Origin of the sequence: Actinomadura parmotrematis, assembly GCF_019458805.1 — a bacterium.
GTDB classification, from domain to species: domain Bacteria; phylum Actinomycetota; class Actinomycetes; order Streptosporangiales; family Streptosporangiaceae; genus Spirillospora; species Spirillospora parmotrematis.
In genome coordinates this window covers 213605-230102 of sequence record NZ_JAIBOA010000002.1, presented here as the reverse complement: position 1 = coordinate 230102, position 16498 = coordinate 213605, and the positions used below count along the sequence as shown (strand labels likewise).

Genomic DNA, 16498 nt, shown 5'->3' with positions numbered 1-16498 from the left:
GCGTTCACCTCCGCGCCGTCCTGCGCAGGCCCGCGGGGTCCGTAGACTTGTCGGCCGTGAGCCTCTCCATCGGAATCGTCGGCCTGCCCAACGTCGGCAAGTCCACGCTGTTCAACGCGCTGACCAAGAACGACGCGCTGGCCGCGAACTACCCCTTCGCGACCATCGAGCCCAACGTCGGCGTGGTCGGCGTGCCCGACCCGCGGCTCGCCCGGCTCGCCGAGCTGCACGGCTCGCAGAAGGTGATCCCGGCGACGATGGAGTTCGTCGACATCGCCGGCATCGTCAAGGGCGCCTCCGAGGGCCAGGGCCTCGGCAACAAGTTCCTCGCCAACATCCGCGAGACCAGCGCGATCTGCCAGGTCATCCGCGCCTTCGAGGACGCCGACGTCACCCACGTCGACGGCGACGTCGCGCCCTCCCGCGACATCGAGACGATCAACACCGAGCTGATCCTGGCCGACCTGCAGACGATCGAGAAGGTCCTGCCGCGCCTGGAGAAGGAGGCGCGGACCAAGAAGGACAAGGACCAGCTCGCCGTCCTCGACGCCGTCCACGCCGCGCAGAAGGTCCTCGACGACGGCGTCACGCTGTTCGCCGGCGCCGCCGGGGCCGGCATCGACCTCGCGCTGCTGCGCGAGCTGCACCTGCTGACCGCCAAGCCCTTCCTCTACGTGTTCAACCTCGACGAGGAGGAGCTCGGCGACGAGGCGCTGCGCGCCCGGCTGCGCGAGCTCGTCGCGCCCGCCGAGGCCATCTTCCTCGACGCCAAGATCGAGTCGGAGCTCATCGAGCTGCCCGACGACGAGGCCCTCGAACTGCTCCAGGGCCTCGGCCAGGACGAGTCGGGCCTCTCCCAGCTCGTCCGCGTCGGGTTCGACACCCTCGGCCTGCAGACCTACCTGACCGCCGGCCCGAAGGAGACCCGGGCCTGGACGATCCCCAAGGGCGCGACCGCCCCCGAGGCCGCCGGCGTCATCCACACCGACTTCCAGCGCGGCTTCATCAAGGCCGAGATCGTCTCCTTCGACGACCTGGTCGCCGAGGGCTCGCTCGCCGCCGCCCGCACCGCCGGCAAGGTCCGGATGGAGGGCAAGGACTACGTCATGCGCGACGGCGACGTGGTCGAGTTCCGCTTCAACGTCTGACCATCGCACGATCATCGCCGGGCCGTCCGGCGATCATCCGGCGCGCTCCGCCCGGCCGTGACCATGATCACGGCCGGGCTTTGTGTTATGTCCCCTTGTGTCGCCCATTCGCCATGGTGTCTGATCGTTGGGGATACCTTGCGGTACGGCCCGCGACCTGGTCACAAAGCACTGCCCGGTCCGCCGCGCTCGCCGGAAAAGGGGTGCCGCGCGCCGTTCGGCGGCCCGGGTAGGGGAACGTCACCGTTTGGTGATCCTCCCTGTTCCGGACGAGGTGGATTGCGTTATCCACAGCCGCGCGCCGGGACTGTGCTTCGCCCCGATGCGCTGGAACAATCGACACTCGTGGTTAGTCTGGCCCGAGATGGGTTCGGAACGACCCCACACGACCAGAATCGGATGACCGCGCCGACCGGGGGCGAGGCGCGAGCGGAGGCATGATGGCTCGCAGGTCGGCCGTGCACGACGGCCGTGACACCGCCGTGGCCGAGGACGCCGGCGCGCCGGCGTCCTTCGGCCCGACCGCCGACCCGTGGGAGCCGCCGGGCCGGCAGCGCCGCCGCGGCCGCTCGGGCGGCGGCGGGGGCGGCGGCTCGGCGGGCCGCTGGGGCGGCTCCGGCGGCCGCTGGTGGGTCTGGGTCGGCCGCGCCGTGCTCTGGGCCGTCATCGTCGTCATCGTCGTCAACGGGGTGCGCGCGCCGTTCGAGCGCTTCACCGCGAAGACGCCCGCCGCCGGCCCGACCGCCGCCCCGCAGGGCACGGCGCCCGCCGGGAGCGCGGTGGGCGCCTTCGCGCTCCAGTTCGCCACCGTCTACCTGAACTACGACCAGAAGAACAGCGCCGCCCGCGAGGCGCAGCTGAAGCCGTTCCTGCCCGACGACGCCGACCCCGGCTTCGGCTGGAACGGCGTCGGGCGGCTCCAGGTCCAGTCGGTCCAGGTCGCCGGCGTCGACGTGCGCGACGCCGGCAACGCCACCGTCACCGTCCTCGCCCGCAGCCAGGACCGCTGGCTCCGCCTCGCCGTCCCCGTCTACACCAAGGACGGCGCCATGGTGATCGCCGGGCGGCCCGCGCTGCTGCCGCCGCCCGCCAAGGCGACGCTGCCCTCCGGCGGCGTCCGCGACCAGGACACCGCGCTGCAGACCGAGCTCGGCTCCGTCCTCACCCCCTTCTTCCAGGCGTACGCGAGCGGCGACCAGTCCGCCCTGTCGCGGTTCGCCGACGGCGCCTCCATCGCGGGCCTCGGCAACTCGGTGAACTTCGTGCAGGTCCGGCAGGTCGTCGCGCCGCGCGGCGCGGCGGACGCGCGCACCGTCACCGCCACCGTCGCCTGGCAGCTCGCCGGCGCCAACGGCGCCGGCAACGGCGGCGAGCTGGAGCAGGCGTACGAGCTGTCGATGGTGAAGAAGAGCGGCACCTGGTACGTCCACGACATCCGCGGCACCACCGAACCGGGCGCCTCATGACCGGGCGCCGCACGACCGGACGTCCCGCGGCCGGGTCCGGCACCCCCGCGGGATTTGGCACCATACGACAGCGGGGCCGCGGCCCCCTCGACACCCGGCGACCCAGGAAGGCAGGCAGTCGATGCTGCACCAGATGATGGCGTCGATTCCACACGAGGTCTTGGCGGCGCCGAACGACGAACTGAAGACCGACCAGCTGGCCGACTGGCTGCGCGGCATCTTCGGCCCGCTGTTCCTCGTGATCGTCTCGATCGTCGCGATCTTTTTCCTGTTCACCCGCGAGATCACGCGGTTCGTCCAGTTCGTCGTGCTGGCCATCGGCATTGGAGTGATCTTCTACGTGCCCAACATCATCGAGACCACCGCCAAGGCGATCGCCAAGGCGCTCGGCGTGAGCATCACCTGAGCCCACCCGCCGGGCGGCCCCAGGGCGTGGGGCCGGGCAACGCGAGCACTGTGCGCGCACAGTTAGGGGAGTAGGGGCGTGGATCTACCCACGTACACGAACATATGGCGGATCGAGAAGCGGCTGTACAAGCTGTACGACCTGCGGCTGCCGATGCCGCTGCCGCTCGTGCAGATCGGCGTCTTCGTCGGCGTGTTCGTGCCCTGGGTGCTGCTGCTCAAGGTGCTCGGCGTCCCGTTCCGGGCCGGCTGGGTCACCCTGTACCTCGTGCCGCCCGGCCTGCTGACGTTCCTGGCGACGCGCCCGGTCATCGAGGGCAAGCGGCTCACCGAGCTGCTGCTCTCGCAGGGCCGGTACCTGTCGGAGCCGCGCACCTGGTGCCGGCTCACCCCGATCCGCGAGCCGCGCGAGGTCGTCGTCGTCGCCCGCGTGTGGCGCCGCGCCGAGCAGCCGGTGCCCGCCATCGCGCCCGAGCGCGCCGCCGTCAAGGCCGAGGCGCGCCGCAAGGCCCGCCGGGGCCGCAAGGTGCGGGTCGTGGAGGAGGCGCCGCTCGTCCTCACCCCCGCGGTCGCGTCGGCGCCGCAGCCGCTCGCCGACTACGCGGCCGCCCACCACGCCGACGAGGCGCCCGCCCTGCCGGCCGAGGCGCCCGCCGCCCGGCAGCCCGTCCGTGAGGCGCCCGCCTGGACCGCCACCGTCCCCGCCGCGCCCGAGCCCGCCGCGGAACCGGCGGCGGCCGGACCGGCTGCGGCGCACGTCACCGCCGAACGCATCGCGTCGGCCGGCCCGGCGACCCCGGCGGCCGCGCCGCGCCCGAAGAGCAAGCCGTGGCGCCGCACGAGCCGCGACATCTCGCACGAGGACGACGTCCCCGCCGCGATGGAGCGCCCGCCGGCGACGCCGCGCCTGGAGGAGCCGCCCGTCCGGCCGTCCCTGGAGCGCGCCGTCGAGGGCGGCGCCCCCGCCGCCGCGCCCGGCTCGGGCAAGCGGGCGTTCGCGTCCGGCGTGCGCCGCCCCGGCGGCCACCCCGAGTTCTGGAAGGCCGTCCCGCCCACCCGCAGGCCCCGCCCCGCCGACCCGCAGCCGACCGGCCCCGAGGCCGACCAGCAGGTGACGGCCGAGCAGGCGGCACGCGCCCCGCAGACGGAGACCCCGACGACACCCCCCGCCCCGCAGCAGGAGCACGAGCCGCAGGTGCCGGTCGCTGCCGAACTGCGCGGAGAGACGCGACTCCCGGAGGCCGATCAGCAGGTGACGGCGGAGCAGGCCGCGCGTGCCCCGCAGGTGGAGGAGCCGGTCACGGAAGCGGCTGAGCCGTCGCGGTCTGGTGTGGCCGAGCCGCAGGCGCCGGTCGCTGCCGAACTGCGCGGTGAGACGCAGCTCCCGGAGGTTGACCAGCAGGTGACGGCCGAGCAGGCGGCACGTGCTCCGCAGGTGGAGGAGCCGGTCACGGAAGCGGCTGAGCCGTCGCGGTCTGGTGTGGCCGAGCCGCAGGCGCCGGTCGCTGCCGAACTGCGCGGTGAGACGCGACTCCCGGAGGCCGATCAGCAGGTGACGGCCGAGCAGGCGGCACGCGCTCCGCAGACGGAGGAGTCGGTCCAGGGCGGGGATCGCAGGGTCGCCGGTGCCGCGGAGGCGGGGGTGCCCGCGGCGAGCGCCGAGCAGGCGGCGCCCGCCCGGCCCGTCGAGCGCGACGGCGGCGACTGGGAGCGGGCCGGGCAGCGCGTCCGGCGGCCGTCCGACCAGCGGCAGGTGTTCCCGCAGGTGCGGCCCGCCGCGCCGACGCGCCCCGACATCCCGCAGCAGCCCGCGCGGCGGCCCGAACCGGCGATGGAGGCCGAGCTCCCGTTCAACGGCGAGCCCGGCGACGTCAAGGTCGCGGGCACGCGCACGCCGGGCGCGGGGCGCCGCAAGCCCCCGCCCACCACGCAGCCCGACATCCCGCAGATCCCGGCCGCGCAGCCCGCGACGCCGCCCGCACGGCCGGACATCCCCGCCGTGCCGGGCGCGTTCGGCCGCGCGGCGCCGCCCCGTCCCGCCGTGGCCCCGCCGCAGCCGGAACGGCCGGCGACCCCGGCCCCGGCCGCGCGGCAGCGGCCGCCCGCGCCACCCCAGCCGCCCGTGCAGCGTCCCCAGGCGCCCGCCGCGGCAGGAGAAGAGGCGGCCCCCGAGAGCCCGCAGGCGCCCGCTCAGGGCGCGCAGCAGCCGCAGCGGCCGGGCGTCCCGCAGGCGCCCGCCGCGCGGGGAGCAGAGGAGAGCGGAGAGCAGCCGGTGCGGATGGACCCGCCCAAGCCGTGGTCGAAGGGGCTGTCCAAGCCGCCGCGGCAGGGCGGCGGCAACGAGTCGCTCATCTGGCCGCCGGTGCCCGCACCCCGCAAGGACGCCCCGCCCACGCCGGCGCGGTTCAGCGGTCCGCCGGCGCGGCCCCCGCAGGGCACGCCGGTCAAGCCGGAGGCGCCGAGCGCCGTGCCGCCGCGCGCCGACCAGGCCCCCGGCCGGCCCGACGCGCCGCCCGCGCCGCCGCAGCAGCGCCCCGAGCCGCAGCGTCCCGAGCAGCGGCCCGAGCCGCCGCGGTTCGAGCCCGCCGAGGAGCAGGTGCCCTCGCACGAGGTGCGGTCCGGCCCCGCCTCGCCGGTGGTGCGGCCGCGCCCGCGGCCGCTGCCGCCGCCCCCGGCGGCGCCGCCGTCCACCGCCGCGATCACCCCGCCCGACCCCGAGCACGAGGTCACCGCGGGCGGCCTGCGCCGCCTCATCCAGGCCGTCGGCGGCGGCCACGGCGACGAGGACGCCGACTACGAGCTGCGCATCCAGCAGCCCTTCCACGGCACCCGCCACATCGTCGTGCTCGGCTGCACCGGCGGCGCCGGGCAGACCGTCACCGGGCTGATGCTCGGCCACACCTTCGCCCAGCACAACGGCGAGCCGGTCGTGGCGATCGACATCAACCCCGGCCCCGGCGCGCTCGCCCGCCGCACCCGCAGCGAGACCAACGAGACGCTGACCAGCCTCATCACCCGCGCCGACCAGGTCGGCAGCCTCACCGCGATGCGCCGCTACACCTCCTCGTCCAGGTCGGGCCTGGACGTCATCGCGGCCGGCAAGAACCCGCTGCAGGCGCTCGACGACCGCGACTACGCGCTCGCCATCCGCACCATCGACCGGTTCTACTCGGTGACGCTGCTCGACGCGGCCGCCGCCGTCGTCGCGCGCGTGCTGCCCTACGCCGACCAGATCGTCCTCGTCGCCCCGGCGAGCGCCGACGCCCCCCGTGCCGTGTCCATGACATTCGAGTGGCTCGACGGACACGGTTATGAGGAGCTGAGGTCCAGGGCCGTCACCGTCATCAACGGGGTGTCCCGCCGCTCCATGGACGATGTTGAACAAGCCGAGGCCGTGGCACGGGGCCGTTGCCGGGCATTGGTGCGCATCCCGTGGGACGATCACCTCAGCATGGACCGCGCGCCCCGCAACGAGCTGAAGTCGTTGCGCGCGCCGACGCGGCGTGCCTATCTTGCCCTCGCCGGTGTCGTCGCCGGCGGGTTCAGCGTCGTGCCCGAGCGGTACCAGGAGCTTCAGCAGGAGCAGGAGGCCAGCCGATGAGCGCCCCCACGCGCCCGCGTCGGACCGGACGGAGTGAGGCGGAATGAACCGGCCCAGGCACGCGCCCCCCGCCGGCACCCCGGCACCCCCGGGGGTGGCGCGGTGAGCAGGCCCCCCAAGGCGCGGACCAGCCGCCTCGCGGTGCGCTACTTCGACGACCGCGTGCTGCTCACCGACACCGCGGCGTGGGCCTACTTCCGGCTGCCGACGGTGTCCTACGAGTTCACCACCGGCGAGGAGCGCGAGGCGCTCGCCACCAACATCACCATCGCGCTCGCCGGCATCCGCATGCAGGACGCCGAGATCCACCTGCGCATCGCGCACCGCACCTACCCGGCCGCCGAGTGGGCGCTCGCGCTCGACAAGACCTCCGACGGCGGCCCCGGCTGGCGCGAGTACCTGGAGGAGACCTACGCCCACGTGTGGGCCAAGGACTTCTGGACCAAGGAGGTCTACCTCGGCGTCCGGCTCGGCCCCCGCGGCGTCGGCGCCCAGCTCGGCGGCGGCGTCCTGCCGCAGCTCCTCGGCTTCTACAAGCGCAGCGAGAGCGTCCTCGGCATCGACGACGACGCGATCGACCGCAAGGAGATCGGGCGCTGGACCGAGCAGGCCGAGCGCGTCGGCCGCGCCCTCGGCGGCTCGGCGCTGTACGCCCGGCACGCCACCTCCACCGAGGTGGCGTGGCTGTTCCAGCACGCGGTGACGGCCTCGCTCGCCGACCCGCCGCCGTCGGCGACCCCGCGCCGCACCTGGGGCAAGGGCGAGATCGAGGCGCTCGTCGAGGGCGCCATCCACAACGGTCGCTCCTACCTGAAGGTCGAGCAGCCCAACATCAGCGGCGGCGGCGGGATGACCGCGACGTCGTACGTGGCGTACCTGTCGTTCGCGCGGTTCCCCGACATGATGGCGTTCCCCGACGGCGAGCCGTGGTTCCACTACGCCGACGCGCTGCCGTTCCCCGTCGAGATCAGTTCGCGGATGAAGCTGGTCCCGCCCGCCAAGGCGTCCAAGGACGTGTCCCGCAAGCTCGCGCACGCCCGCGACATGGACCAGCACATCCGCGAGGCCGGCGCCGAGGCGCCGATCGCGCTCGCCGAGCAGATCGACGCCGCCCGGATGCTGGAGCACGGCATCACCAAGGAGCGGCTGCCGTTCGTGTACGGCTGGCACCGCCTCATCGTGTCCGCGCCGACCGACGCGCTCCTCGCGCAGCGCGTCGACGCCGTCGTCGAGCACTACCGCGACATCGGCATCGACGTCGTCAACTCCACCGGCGACCAGTTCTCGCTGTTCAGCGAGTCGCTGCCGGGCGACCGGATCCGCCTGAACGCCTACGCGCAGCGCCAGCCGCTCCGCACCATCGCGGGCGGCATGCCGATCGCGACCGTCGACCTCGGCGACCGGCCCGACGACGGCGCGGACGGCTGGGTCGGCCCCTACATCGGCGAGACGCTCGGCCGGGCCCGGTCGATCGTGCACTTCGACCCGCTGGTCGCCGCCGCCCGCAACCGCCCGACGGCCGTCGCGATCACCGGCGAGCCCGGCGGCGGCAAGACCACCCTCGCGCTGCTGCTCATCTACCAGATGGCGCTGCGCGGCGTGACGATCGCCGCGATCGACCCCAAGGGCGACGCCGAGGCGCTCGTCCAGCTCCTCCAGGCGCGCGGCCGCAAGGCGCGGGTGCTGCCGCTCGGGTCGGCCGCGCCCGGCCTGCTCGACCCGTTCTCCTTCGGCGACGACCTCGCCGCGAAGAAGACGATGGCGACCGAGACGCTGCGGCTGCTGCTGCCGCGCATGTCCGAGGAGCGCGAGTCGGCGATGATCCAGGCGGTCGGCGCGGTCGCCAACGCCGCCGAACCGTCCCTCGGCAAGGTCGTCGACCACCTGGAGGCCGCGGCGGACCCGGCGTCCAAGAACCTCGGCGCGGTGCTGCGGTCCATGTCGGAGATGCGCCTCGCGCGGCTCTGCTTCGACCCCTCCGGCGGCGAGCGCATCGACTCGGCGGGCTGGACGACGGTGTTCACCCTCGGCGGCCTCACCCTGCCCGACGTGGCGATCGGCCGCGAGGACTACTCCTACGAGCAGCGCCTGTCGGTCGCGCTCATGTACCTGGTGTCGCAGTTCGCGCGGCGGCTCATGCACGGCCTCGACCGGCACCTCCCGAAGGCCATCTTCCTGGACGAGGCGTGGGCCATCACATCGACGCCCGAGGGCGCCAAACTGGTGCCGGAAGTGTCGCGGATGGGGCGATCTCGCAACACTGCGTTGATCCTGGTGTCGCAGAACGCCGGAGACCTCTTGAATGAACAGGTGACCAACTGTCTGTCGTCGGTGTTCTCGTTCCGCTCCTCCGAGCGGGTCGAGGTCGGGAGCGTGATGTCGCTGCTGGGGGTGGAGGCGTCCGACGAGCACAAGGCCGTGCTGCGCAACCTCGGCAACGGCGAGTGCATCTTCCGCGACCTGGACGGCCGGGCGGGCCGGATCGGCGTGGACCTGATCTCCGAGGAACTCCAGCGCTGGCTGGACACCAACCCGACCCGGTCCAGGCCGGGCACGGCGGAACTGACCGCAGCGGGGGCCGAGGTCGAGGAGGCCCATCGATGAAGGCTCCCGGTCACCGGACGGCGCGCCTGATGCGCTCGCCCGGGGAGGGGCTGGACCCCGCCCTGATCGCCCGCGAGCGGCGCCGGACGGCCCGCGCGGCCCGCCCGGCGCGCAGGCCGCGGACCCGCCGCTCGGTGATGCTGCTGCTCTTCATGGCGCTGTTCATGGTGAGCCCGCTGTCGCCGGCGTCGGCGTCGATCCCGCTGCCGAGCCCGAGCGACGCGTGCCGGCCCGCCGACAGCCCCTCGCCCGAGCAGTACGGGTCGGGCACCGACGGGCTGATCAAGCCGCCGGACTACCCGAGCGCCGCGCTCGCCAAGACGCCCGTCGAGAAGCTCACCTACTACGACCGCTACGGCACCGCCGGCCAGACCTGGTACGCGGTCGACATGGGCTGCTCGGACGCCATGGCGATGATGGGCAACGCCCTCGCCAACACCACCTTCACGCTGGTGCGGGCGATCGACCGCACCACCATCAGCGTCTACCAGGCGGCGGCGTCGGAGTCGCTGCTCGGCTGGCTGAAGGGCACCGTCGACGACGTCATCGGCGGCATGGGCAAGACCTTCGGCGCCCGCTACTGGACGCCGGTGGTCATCGTCGGCGCGCTCTGGCTCGCCTGGTGGGGCCTGGTCCGCAAGCGCACCAGCAAGGTCACCGAGGGCGTCGTGTGGATGGTCGTCGCGATGGTCGGCCTCATCTGGCTGATCTCGCGCCCGCAGGACTTCACCACGCTCGGCACCAAGGTGTCGGGGGCGACGAGCGCGGCGTTCAACGCGGCGCTGCCGCAGAGCGACGCCAAGGGGAGCACCTGCATCCCCGCGCCCAACAACCGGCCCGATCCCGCGACGGCGGCGAACGTCGACCCGACGACCCGCAACGCCAACGGGCTGTGGGTGGCGCTCGTCTGCAAGCCGTGGCTGATGGGCGAGTTCGGCACGACCGACCCGAACGCCGCGGTCGTGAAGAACAACGCCGACAAGCTGCTCTGGTCGCAGGCGGTCGACCTGGCGGAGACGAACGGCGGGGGCAAGGTCGACCTCGGCAAGAAGTCCGACGCCTACAAGGACGTCGCCGCCGACATCAAGCAGAACCACGCGGGCGCCTACCCGCTGTTCCAGGGCAAGAACTGGACGAGCCGGCTCGCCGTCGCGTTCGGCGGCCTGTTCGCGGCGCTCGTCGCGGGGCTGCTCATCCTGGTCATCGCGATCGCGCTGATCGTCGTGAAGATCTCGTTCCTGCTGCTGCTCGTGGCCGGGCCGATCTTCCTCGGGCTCGGCATCCATCCGGGCATCGGCCGCGTCATCGCGATCCGGTGGCTGGAGCTGCTGCTGTCGATGCTGCTGAAACAGGCCGCGCTCATCGGCGTCCTGTCCTTGCTGCTGTGGGCGTACGGGCTGATCCTCGGCGAGACGCTGCCGTGGGGCCTGCAGATCCTGCTGATCGCGCTCGTGACGGCGGCGGCGTTCATCTACCGCAAGCCGTTCCAGCACCTGTTCTCGGCCGTCGGCTACTCCGCCGTCGGGGCCCGCGAGAAGGGCGAGGCGCACCTGGACAAGTCGGTGACCGAGGCGCGCAAGAGCACCGCCGGCGCGCTCGGCGCCGTCGTGCCGGGCGCCGCCGGGTACCGGCTCGGGCTGCGGGCGGGCAAGCGGGACGCGGCCGCGGCGGACGCCGACGGCACCGCCGGCACGACCGTCGCCGCCGACCGCCGGGGCGCCATCGCCCCGGCCGGTGCGGGCGAGGGCGCGTCGCCGGACGCGGCGCCCGTCCTGGCGGCCAAGCCGCGCGGCGGTGCGGCCGCCGCGCAGGGCCGCGAGCGGCGTGGCGCCCCGCCCCTCAACCTGCCGACGCGCGGCGGGTCGCTCGGCCGCGCCCCGGCCGCGGACACCACCGCGACGACCCGTCCGAGCGCGGGCGCCGGGGCAGCCGGCACGGGCGCCGCCGCGGGCGGCGGCGGTTCGGGCGTCTCGCGCCCGACGACGTGGTCGGGCGGGCGCTCCTCGGGCGGCGCCCCGTCCGGTGACGCGGGCGGCGGCGAGTCCGGCGGACGCGGCGGCTGGTTCTCCGGCCGCGGCGACGGCGGCGACGGCGGCGGCAAGAGCAGCGGCGGCGGGAACCCCGCGGGCAGCGGCAACGGGCGCGGACGCGGCCGTGCGCGCGCCGGCGAGACCCCTCCGGCCCGCGGCCAGGACGGCGGCAAGAGCGCCGGCAAGAGCAGCGCCCCCGGCAAGGACCCGGCCTCCGGCGTGCCGAGGCCCCGCACGGGCAACGGCGGCAACGGCGGCAGCGGCGGCGGCGAGGGCGGCGGCGCCCCCGCCGCGGGTCCCGGTGCCGGCGGGCGGCAGGCGCCCCCGCCGCTCTGGGGCGGCTCCCGCAGGAACGGCGAGGCCGAACCGCCCATCCCGTTCTGGCTGCGCCCGGTCGACCGCGCCCCGGGTGAAGGAGAGCGCGAGGACCGATGAACCCCACCGACCGGCAGCGCAAACTCCTCTTCGGAGGGCTGGTGGTGGCCCTGACGGGGGTCGGCGTCTACCTGACGGTCGCCGGCCCCACCGGGGACGACGACCACGCCGCGGCCCGGCCCTCCGCCAGCGCCAGCCCCTCCGCCGGTCCGACCGGCCCCGAGTCCCCGCCCCCCGGCATCTCGGGGCCGCTGAAGAACGGCCAGTTCGACATCTACCGGCTGCTGCCGTTCTCCCAGCAGGAGTTCACCCAGGCCGCCGGCGTCGCGCAGCGGTTCATGGCCGCCTACTGCACCTTCCGCTACGACGAGGACCCGGCCGCCTACCTCGGCCGCTTCGACGGCCTGGTCACCGACGAGGTGCGGGGGCAGCTCCAGCAGGCCGCCGCCGACCTCGGCGTGCAGGAGGACCGCAAGGCCAAGCAGACCGTCGCGCAGGGCAGCGCGAGCCTGGACCAGGTCCGCACCATCGAGGACAACTCGATCATCTTCCTGGTGACCGGGCACCGGCAGCTCACCGAGGCCGGGAAGAACCGGCAGGAGAGCCGGCAGTTCGCGGTGACGGTCGCCCGCGACGGCGGCGCGCTGAAGGTCTACGGGTTCGAGTTCTCCGACAAGGGCCAGGCGGGGGACACCGAATGACCCGCCGCCGCCTCGTCGTCGGTGCGGCGCTCGCCGCCGTCGCGGTGCTGTTCGTCGCCCTGATGATCGTGCCGGTGCTGTTCGGCGCCGGGCAGTTCCTCTACGGCGGCAACGGGGCCGGCGGCAACGGCGGCTGCGTGGACGTGTCGGAGGCGAGCGCCCAGCCCGCCGGCACCGACGACGCCCGCGTCATCCCGGCCAACTACCTCGACCTGTACCGGAAGGCCGGCAAGGACTACGGCATCCCCTGGAACGTGCTCGCCGGCATCGGCAAGGTCGAGACCGGCCACGGCACGTCCCGGCTGCCCGGCGTCGCGAGCGGCGTCAACTACGCGGGCGCGGGCGGCCCCATGCAGTTCCTCGCCGCGACCTTCCGGTCGTTCGCCGTCGACGGGAACAAGGACGGCAAGAAGGACCTGTACGACCCGGCCGACGCGATCCCCTCCGCCGCCCGCTACCTCAAGCACAACGGCGCCCCGCAGCGGATGCGCACCGCGATCTTCATGTACAACCACTCGTGGGACTACGTGGACCTCGTCCTGGACTGGGCGAAGCGGTACGGCGGCGGTGACTTCAAGGCCGTGCAGTCCAACGGCGTCGACTGCGCCGACGGGCAGCTCCCCGCGAACGCGAGCGCGCTCGTGCAGCGCATCATCTCCTTCGCGCTCTCCCAGCGCGGCAAGCCGTACGTGTTCGGCGCGAACGGCCCCGACGCCTGGGACTGCTCCAGCCTGCTGCAGGGCGCCTTCCGCAGCGTCGGCCTGTCCATCCCCCGCACGACCTTCGAGCAGTGGCCGATGGGCTTGAAGGTCCCCAAGGGCAAGGAGATGCCGGGCGACTTCGTGTTCTTCGACTCCGGTCCCGGCAGCTCGTCGAACAACCCCGGGCACGTCGGCATGGTCATCGCCAAGAACAAGATGATCGTGGCGCGCTGCACCCTCTGCGTCCCCGCGATCACCGTGACGCCCTACAACCGGGGCGACTGGATCGGCGTCACCCGCCCCCTCGCCAGCAAGCAGCTCCAGCCGCAGCTCGCCAAGCTGGGCGGCACCGGCTGAGCGCCCCGGGCGCCGAACAAACCGGTTGATCTCCGGGCGGGGCCTGGCACGCTGGCGGCGTGGACTCCTCACTGCGGATCGAGCTCGCGGACGAGCTGCTGATGTTCCTGCCCGCCTCCCGGCGCCGCCCCGGCGGCCGCACCGTCGCCGCCGACGGCACGAGCAGCCTCGGCCACGTCGTCGAGGCCCTCGGCGTGCCGCTGCCCGAGGTCGGCGCGCTGCTGCTGGACGGCGCGCCCGCCACCGCCGCCGACCGTCCCGCGCCCGGCGCCTCGGTGCGGGTCGAGGCGATCGCGCGCCCGCAGGAGGTGCCGCTGGAGGAGGGGCAGGACGCGCCGCGGTTCCTGCTGGACGTCCACCTCGGCACCCTCGCCCGCCGGCTGCGGCTGCTCGGCCTGGACACCGCCTACCACAACGACATGGACGACCCCGCGCTCGTCGTGCAGGCCAACGCCGAGCGGCGCGTCCTGCTCACCCAGGACCGCGGGCTGCTGCGCCGCCGCGCCCTCTGGTTCGGCGCGCACGTGCGCGGCTCGCGGCCCGACGACCAGCTGCGCGACCTCCTCGACCGGTTCGCGCCGCCGCTCGCCCCCTGGACGCGCTGCACCGCCTGCAACGGCGCGCTGCTGCCGGCGCCGAAGGAGGACGTGGCGGGGGCGCTGCCCGAGGGAACCCGCCGCACCCAGGACGTCTACGGCCGCTGCGCGGACTGCGGCCAGGTGTACTGGCGGGGAGCGCACGGCGACCGGCTGGCGGAGATCGTGGAGGCGGCCGGGCGGACCGTCGCGGCCCGCCGCGCCGGACGCGGTAGCCTCGCCCGCACCGGGTGACACCGAAGCGCGAGAGGGGCTGGTCGCCATCAGGGTCGTCGTGGGCGCCGCGATCATCGACGGCGGGCGGCTGCTCGCCGCGCAGCGCGCCGAGCCGCCCGAGCTCGCCGGCGGCTGGGAGTTCCCCGGCGGGAAGGTCGACCCGGGGGAGAGCGACGAGCAGGCGCTCGTCCGCGAGTGCCGCGAGGAGCTCGGCGTCGAGATCGGGGTCGGCGACCGGATCGGCGGCGACTGGCCGCTGACCGGCGACTGGATCATGCGGCTGTGGACGGCGCGGCTCGTCAAGGGCGAGCCGCGCGCGCTGGAGCACCTGCAGCTCCGCTGGCTCGCGGCCGGCGAGGTCTACGACGTGGCGTGGCTGCCGGCGGACCGGCCCGTCGTCGCGGCCGTCGCGCCCTACCTCGGCTGACGGCGTCGGACGGGCACCCCGCGGCGGGGTGTCCGCGGGCTGCCCGTCCGGGGGTGGTCGATCGGCCGGCCGGTCAGCGCGGCAGCAGCAGGATGGTCAGCGCCTCCTGCTTGGTCACGCCGTTGCTCAGCTGGGTCTTCAGCAGCGCCTGCTGGCCGAGCGGGAGCTGGCCGAGGAGGGCCTGCAGCTTGGCCGCGATGTCCTGGAGCTGCTCGGGGGTGAGCGCGAGGACGTCGTTCACCAGCGTGGTGAGGAGCGTCAGGAAGTCGCCGTTCAGCAGCTTGTTCAGGTCCGCCTGGATGTTGGCGGGGAAGGCGCTCACCACGAGCTGGATGATGGCCTGGATGTCGACGGACGGCGTCGGCGTGGGCGTCGGATCCGCGGCGGCGGCGGCGCGGGCCTGCGGCGCCGCCTCGGCCGGGACGGCGACCAGGGTGGACAGCGGCAGCAGCGCGATCGCGGCGGTGGCCGTGAGGACGGCGGGCCTGCGGATCTTCACGGGGGGCTCCTTGGGGCGTCAGGGGGAGGCGCCGGGATCGCGGGGACGGGGCCGGGCGCCTGGGGCGGGAGAGTACCGCCGTTCCGCAGCAAGTTTCGGGTAAATGACCGACTTGGGTCAATCGGTGGTCCGGAACGGACGCGACGGCACTGCTGCGACGAAAAGGCGTTCCGCGTCGAGTGTCCGTGATGAGGGGTCCTGCGGGGAGAGGCCCTGTGCGGCCCGCTGGGCCGCGGCGGCGCGCGGGTGACTCACCGGTAACCCCGGCCCTGTAAGTGCTTCAGGACGCGCTGAGGGGGCCGCCACGGCGTGGTGGCGGCCCCCTGCGGGTGCTCGGTGCGCGCGGGGACGGGCCCGGCGTCAGGAGATGCGGTTGGCGCCCGCGAAGTCGGACCGGTCCGACAGCTTGGAAATCTTCACGACGTCGCCGGTCTGCGGCGCGTGCAGGAAGTACCCCGAGCCCAGGTAGATGCCCATGTGGTGCAGGTTGCCGCCGAAGTAGACGAGGTCGCCCGACTTCAGCGCGCCGCGGCTCACGTGCGTGCCGAGCTGGTAGAGGTCGCCGGTGTAGTGCGGCAGGCCCGGCTTGCCGACCTGCGCGTACGCCCAGACGACCAGGCCCGAGCAGTCGAACGTCGTCGGGCCGGCGGCGCCCCACACGTACGCGCTGCCGCGCTTGGTCAGCGCCTTGCGCACCATCCTGGCGGGCAGCCCCGACCCCTGGATCTTGATCTTGATGCCGGAGTTGGGGTCGGTGACCGTGGTGATGTTCAGCTTGTCGAGCTGCTTCTGCACCTCGGCGACCTTGGCCTTGGCGGCGTCGCGGGAGGACCTGACCTGCTGCAGCGCCTTCTGCACCTGCGCGGCCTTGGCCTTGGCGTCGGCGGCGGCCTTGTTGGCCCGGTCGATCTGCCCCTGCACCTGGGACACGATCGCGGCCTGGTTCTGCTGCAGGTAGGCGGTGTCGGAGAGGCCCGACATATCGCTGCCCGCGCCGAACATGATGTTGGGGTTGCCGCCCATGTAGGTCTGCGCGGCGAGGCGGCTGAGCTGGGCGCGGGCCGGCGCGACCTGCGCCTCCAGCCGCGCGGAGTTGGCCTCGGCGTCCTTCTGGGCCTTGACGGCCTTGCCGTACTCCACCCGGGCCTTGTTGAACTTCTCGGTGAGCGTCTCGGCCTGGTCGTTCAGGTCCTTCAGCTGCTTCTTGAGCTCCGCCTCGTTCGGCTTCGGCTTCGCCGACGGGGCGACGGGCGCCGCGGCGTGCGCGACGGCCGGGAGGGCGGCGCCGGCGCCGAGGAGCGCGAGCGCGGTCAGCGCGGGTGCGGCGGCGCGGCGCAGGCGCGGGGGGCGCCGGTGCGGGTCCGGTGACAAG

Annotated in this window: 12 protein-coding genes; 10 read left to right on the top strand and 2 right to left on the bottom strand. The window is 74.3% G+C overall.

The window, feature by feature from the left end:
* The first annotated feature begins 56 nt into the window (after positions 1-56).
* From ychF to K1Y72_RS03840, 10 genes are all read left to right on the top strand, one after another.
* Entirely contained in the window at positions 57-1148 is a 1092-nt protein-coding gene (gene ychF, locus K1Y72_RS03885; RefSeq protein WP_220163273.1) for a redox-regulated ATPase YchF, read from the top strand.
* Between the two features lie 437 nt (positions 1149-1585).
* On the top strand, positions 1586-2614 hold the full coding sequence (locus K1Y72_RS03880) for a conjugal transfer protein (protein ID WP_258571871.1): 1029 nt from the start codon (positions 1586-1588) through the stop codon (positions 2612-2614).
* A 133-nt stretch (positions 2615-2747) separates the two neighbouring features.
* Positions 2748-3020: a hypothetical protein gene (locus K1Y72_RS03875; protein WP_372452834.1), complete on the top strand. Its 273-nt coding sequence runs from the start codon at positions 2748-2750 to the stop codon at positions 3018-3020.
* 78 nt (positions 3021-3098) lie between these two features.
* Positions 3099-6620, top strand: coding sequence for a conjugal transfer protein (locus tag K1Y72_RS03870; RefSeq protein ID WP_220163271.1), 3522 nt, complete (start codon positions 3099-3101; stop codon positions 6618-6620).
* Between the two features lie 102 nt (positions 6621-6722).
* Positions 6723-9224, top strand: coding sequence for an ATP-binding protein (locus tag K1Y72_RS03865; protein WP_220163270.1), 2502 nt, complete (start codon positions 6723-6725; stop codon positions 9222-9224).
* The gene (locus K1Y72_RS03860) at positions 9221-11689 is read left to right on the top strand and encodes a type IV secretion system protein (protein WP_220163269.1); all 2469 of its coding nucleotides are present in this window, start codon (positions 9221-9223) and stop codon (positions 11687-11689) included. Before K1Y72_RS03865 ends, K1Y72_RS03860 begins: the two co-directional genes overlap by 4 nt.
* Positions 11686-12330, top strand: a complete 645-nt coding sequence (locus K1Y72_RS03855; RefSeq protein WP_220163268.1) for a hypothetical protein — start codon at positions 11686-11688, stop codon at positions 12328-12330. Before K1Y72_RS03860 ends, K1Y72_RS03855 begins: the two co-directional genes overlap by 4 nt.
* Positions 12327-13388, top strand: a complete 1062-nt coding sequence (locus K1Y72_RS03850; protein WP_220163267.1) for a C40 family peptidase — start codon at positions 12327-12329, stop codon at positions 13386-13388. Before K1Y72_RS03855 ends, K1Y72_RS03850 begins: the two co-directional genes overlap by 4 nt.
* Positions 13389-13447: 59 nt before the next feature.
* Positions 13448-14218, top strand: coding sequence for a Mut7-C RNAse domain-containing protein (locus K1Y72_RS03845; RefSeq protein WP_308286876.1), 771 nt, complete (start codon positions 13448-13450; stop codon positions 14216-14218).
* Positions 14219-14258: 40 nt separating this feature from the next.
* On the top strand, positions 14259-14627 hold the full coding sequence (locus K1Y72_RS03840) for a (deoxy)nucleoside triphosphate pyrophosphohydrolase (protein WP_220163266.1): 369 nt from the start codon (positions 14259-14261) through the stop codon (positions 14625-14627).
* A 73-nt stretch (positions 14628-14700) separates the two neighbouring features.
* Here the strand turns inward: K1Y72_RS03840 and K1Y72_RS03835 are convergent, their stop codons facing one another.
* Positions 14701-15126, bottom strand: a complete 426-nt coding sequence (locus K1Y72_RS03835; RefSeq protein ID WP_220163265.1) for a hypothetical protein — start codon at positions 15124-15126, stop codon at positions 14701-14703.
* A 360-nt stretch (positions 15127-15486) separates the two neighbouring features.
* Positions 15487-16497 (bottom strand): C40 family peptidase, encoded by a 1011-nt coding sequence (locus K1Y72_RS03830; protein ID WP_220163263.1) that lies wholly within the window; start codon positions 16495-16497, stop codon positions 15487-15489.
* Position 16498 lies beyond the last annotated feature (1 nt).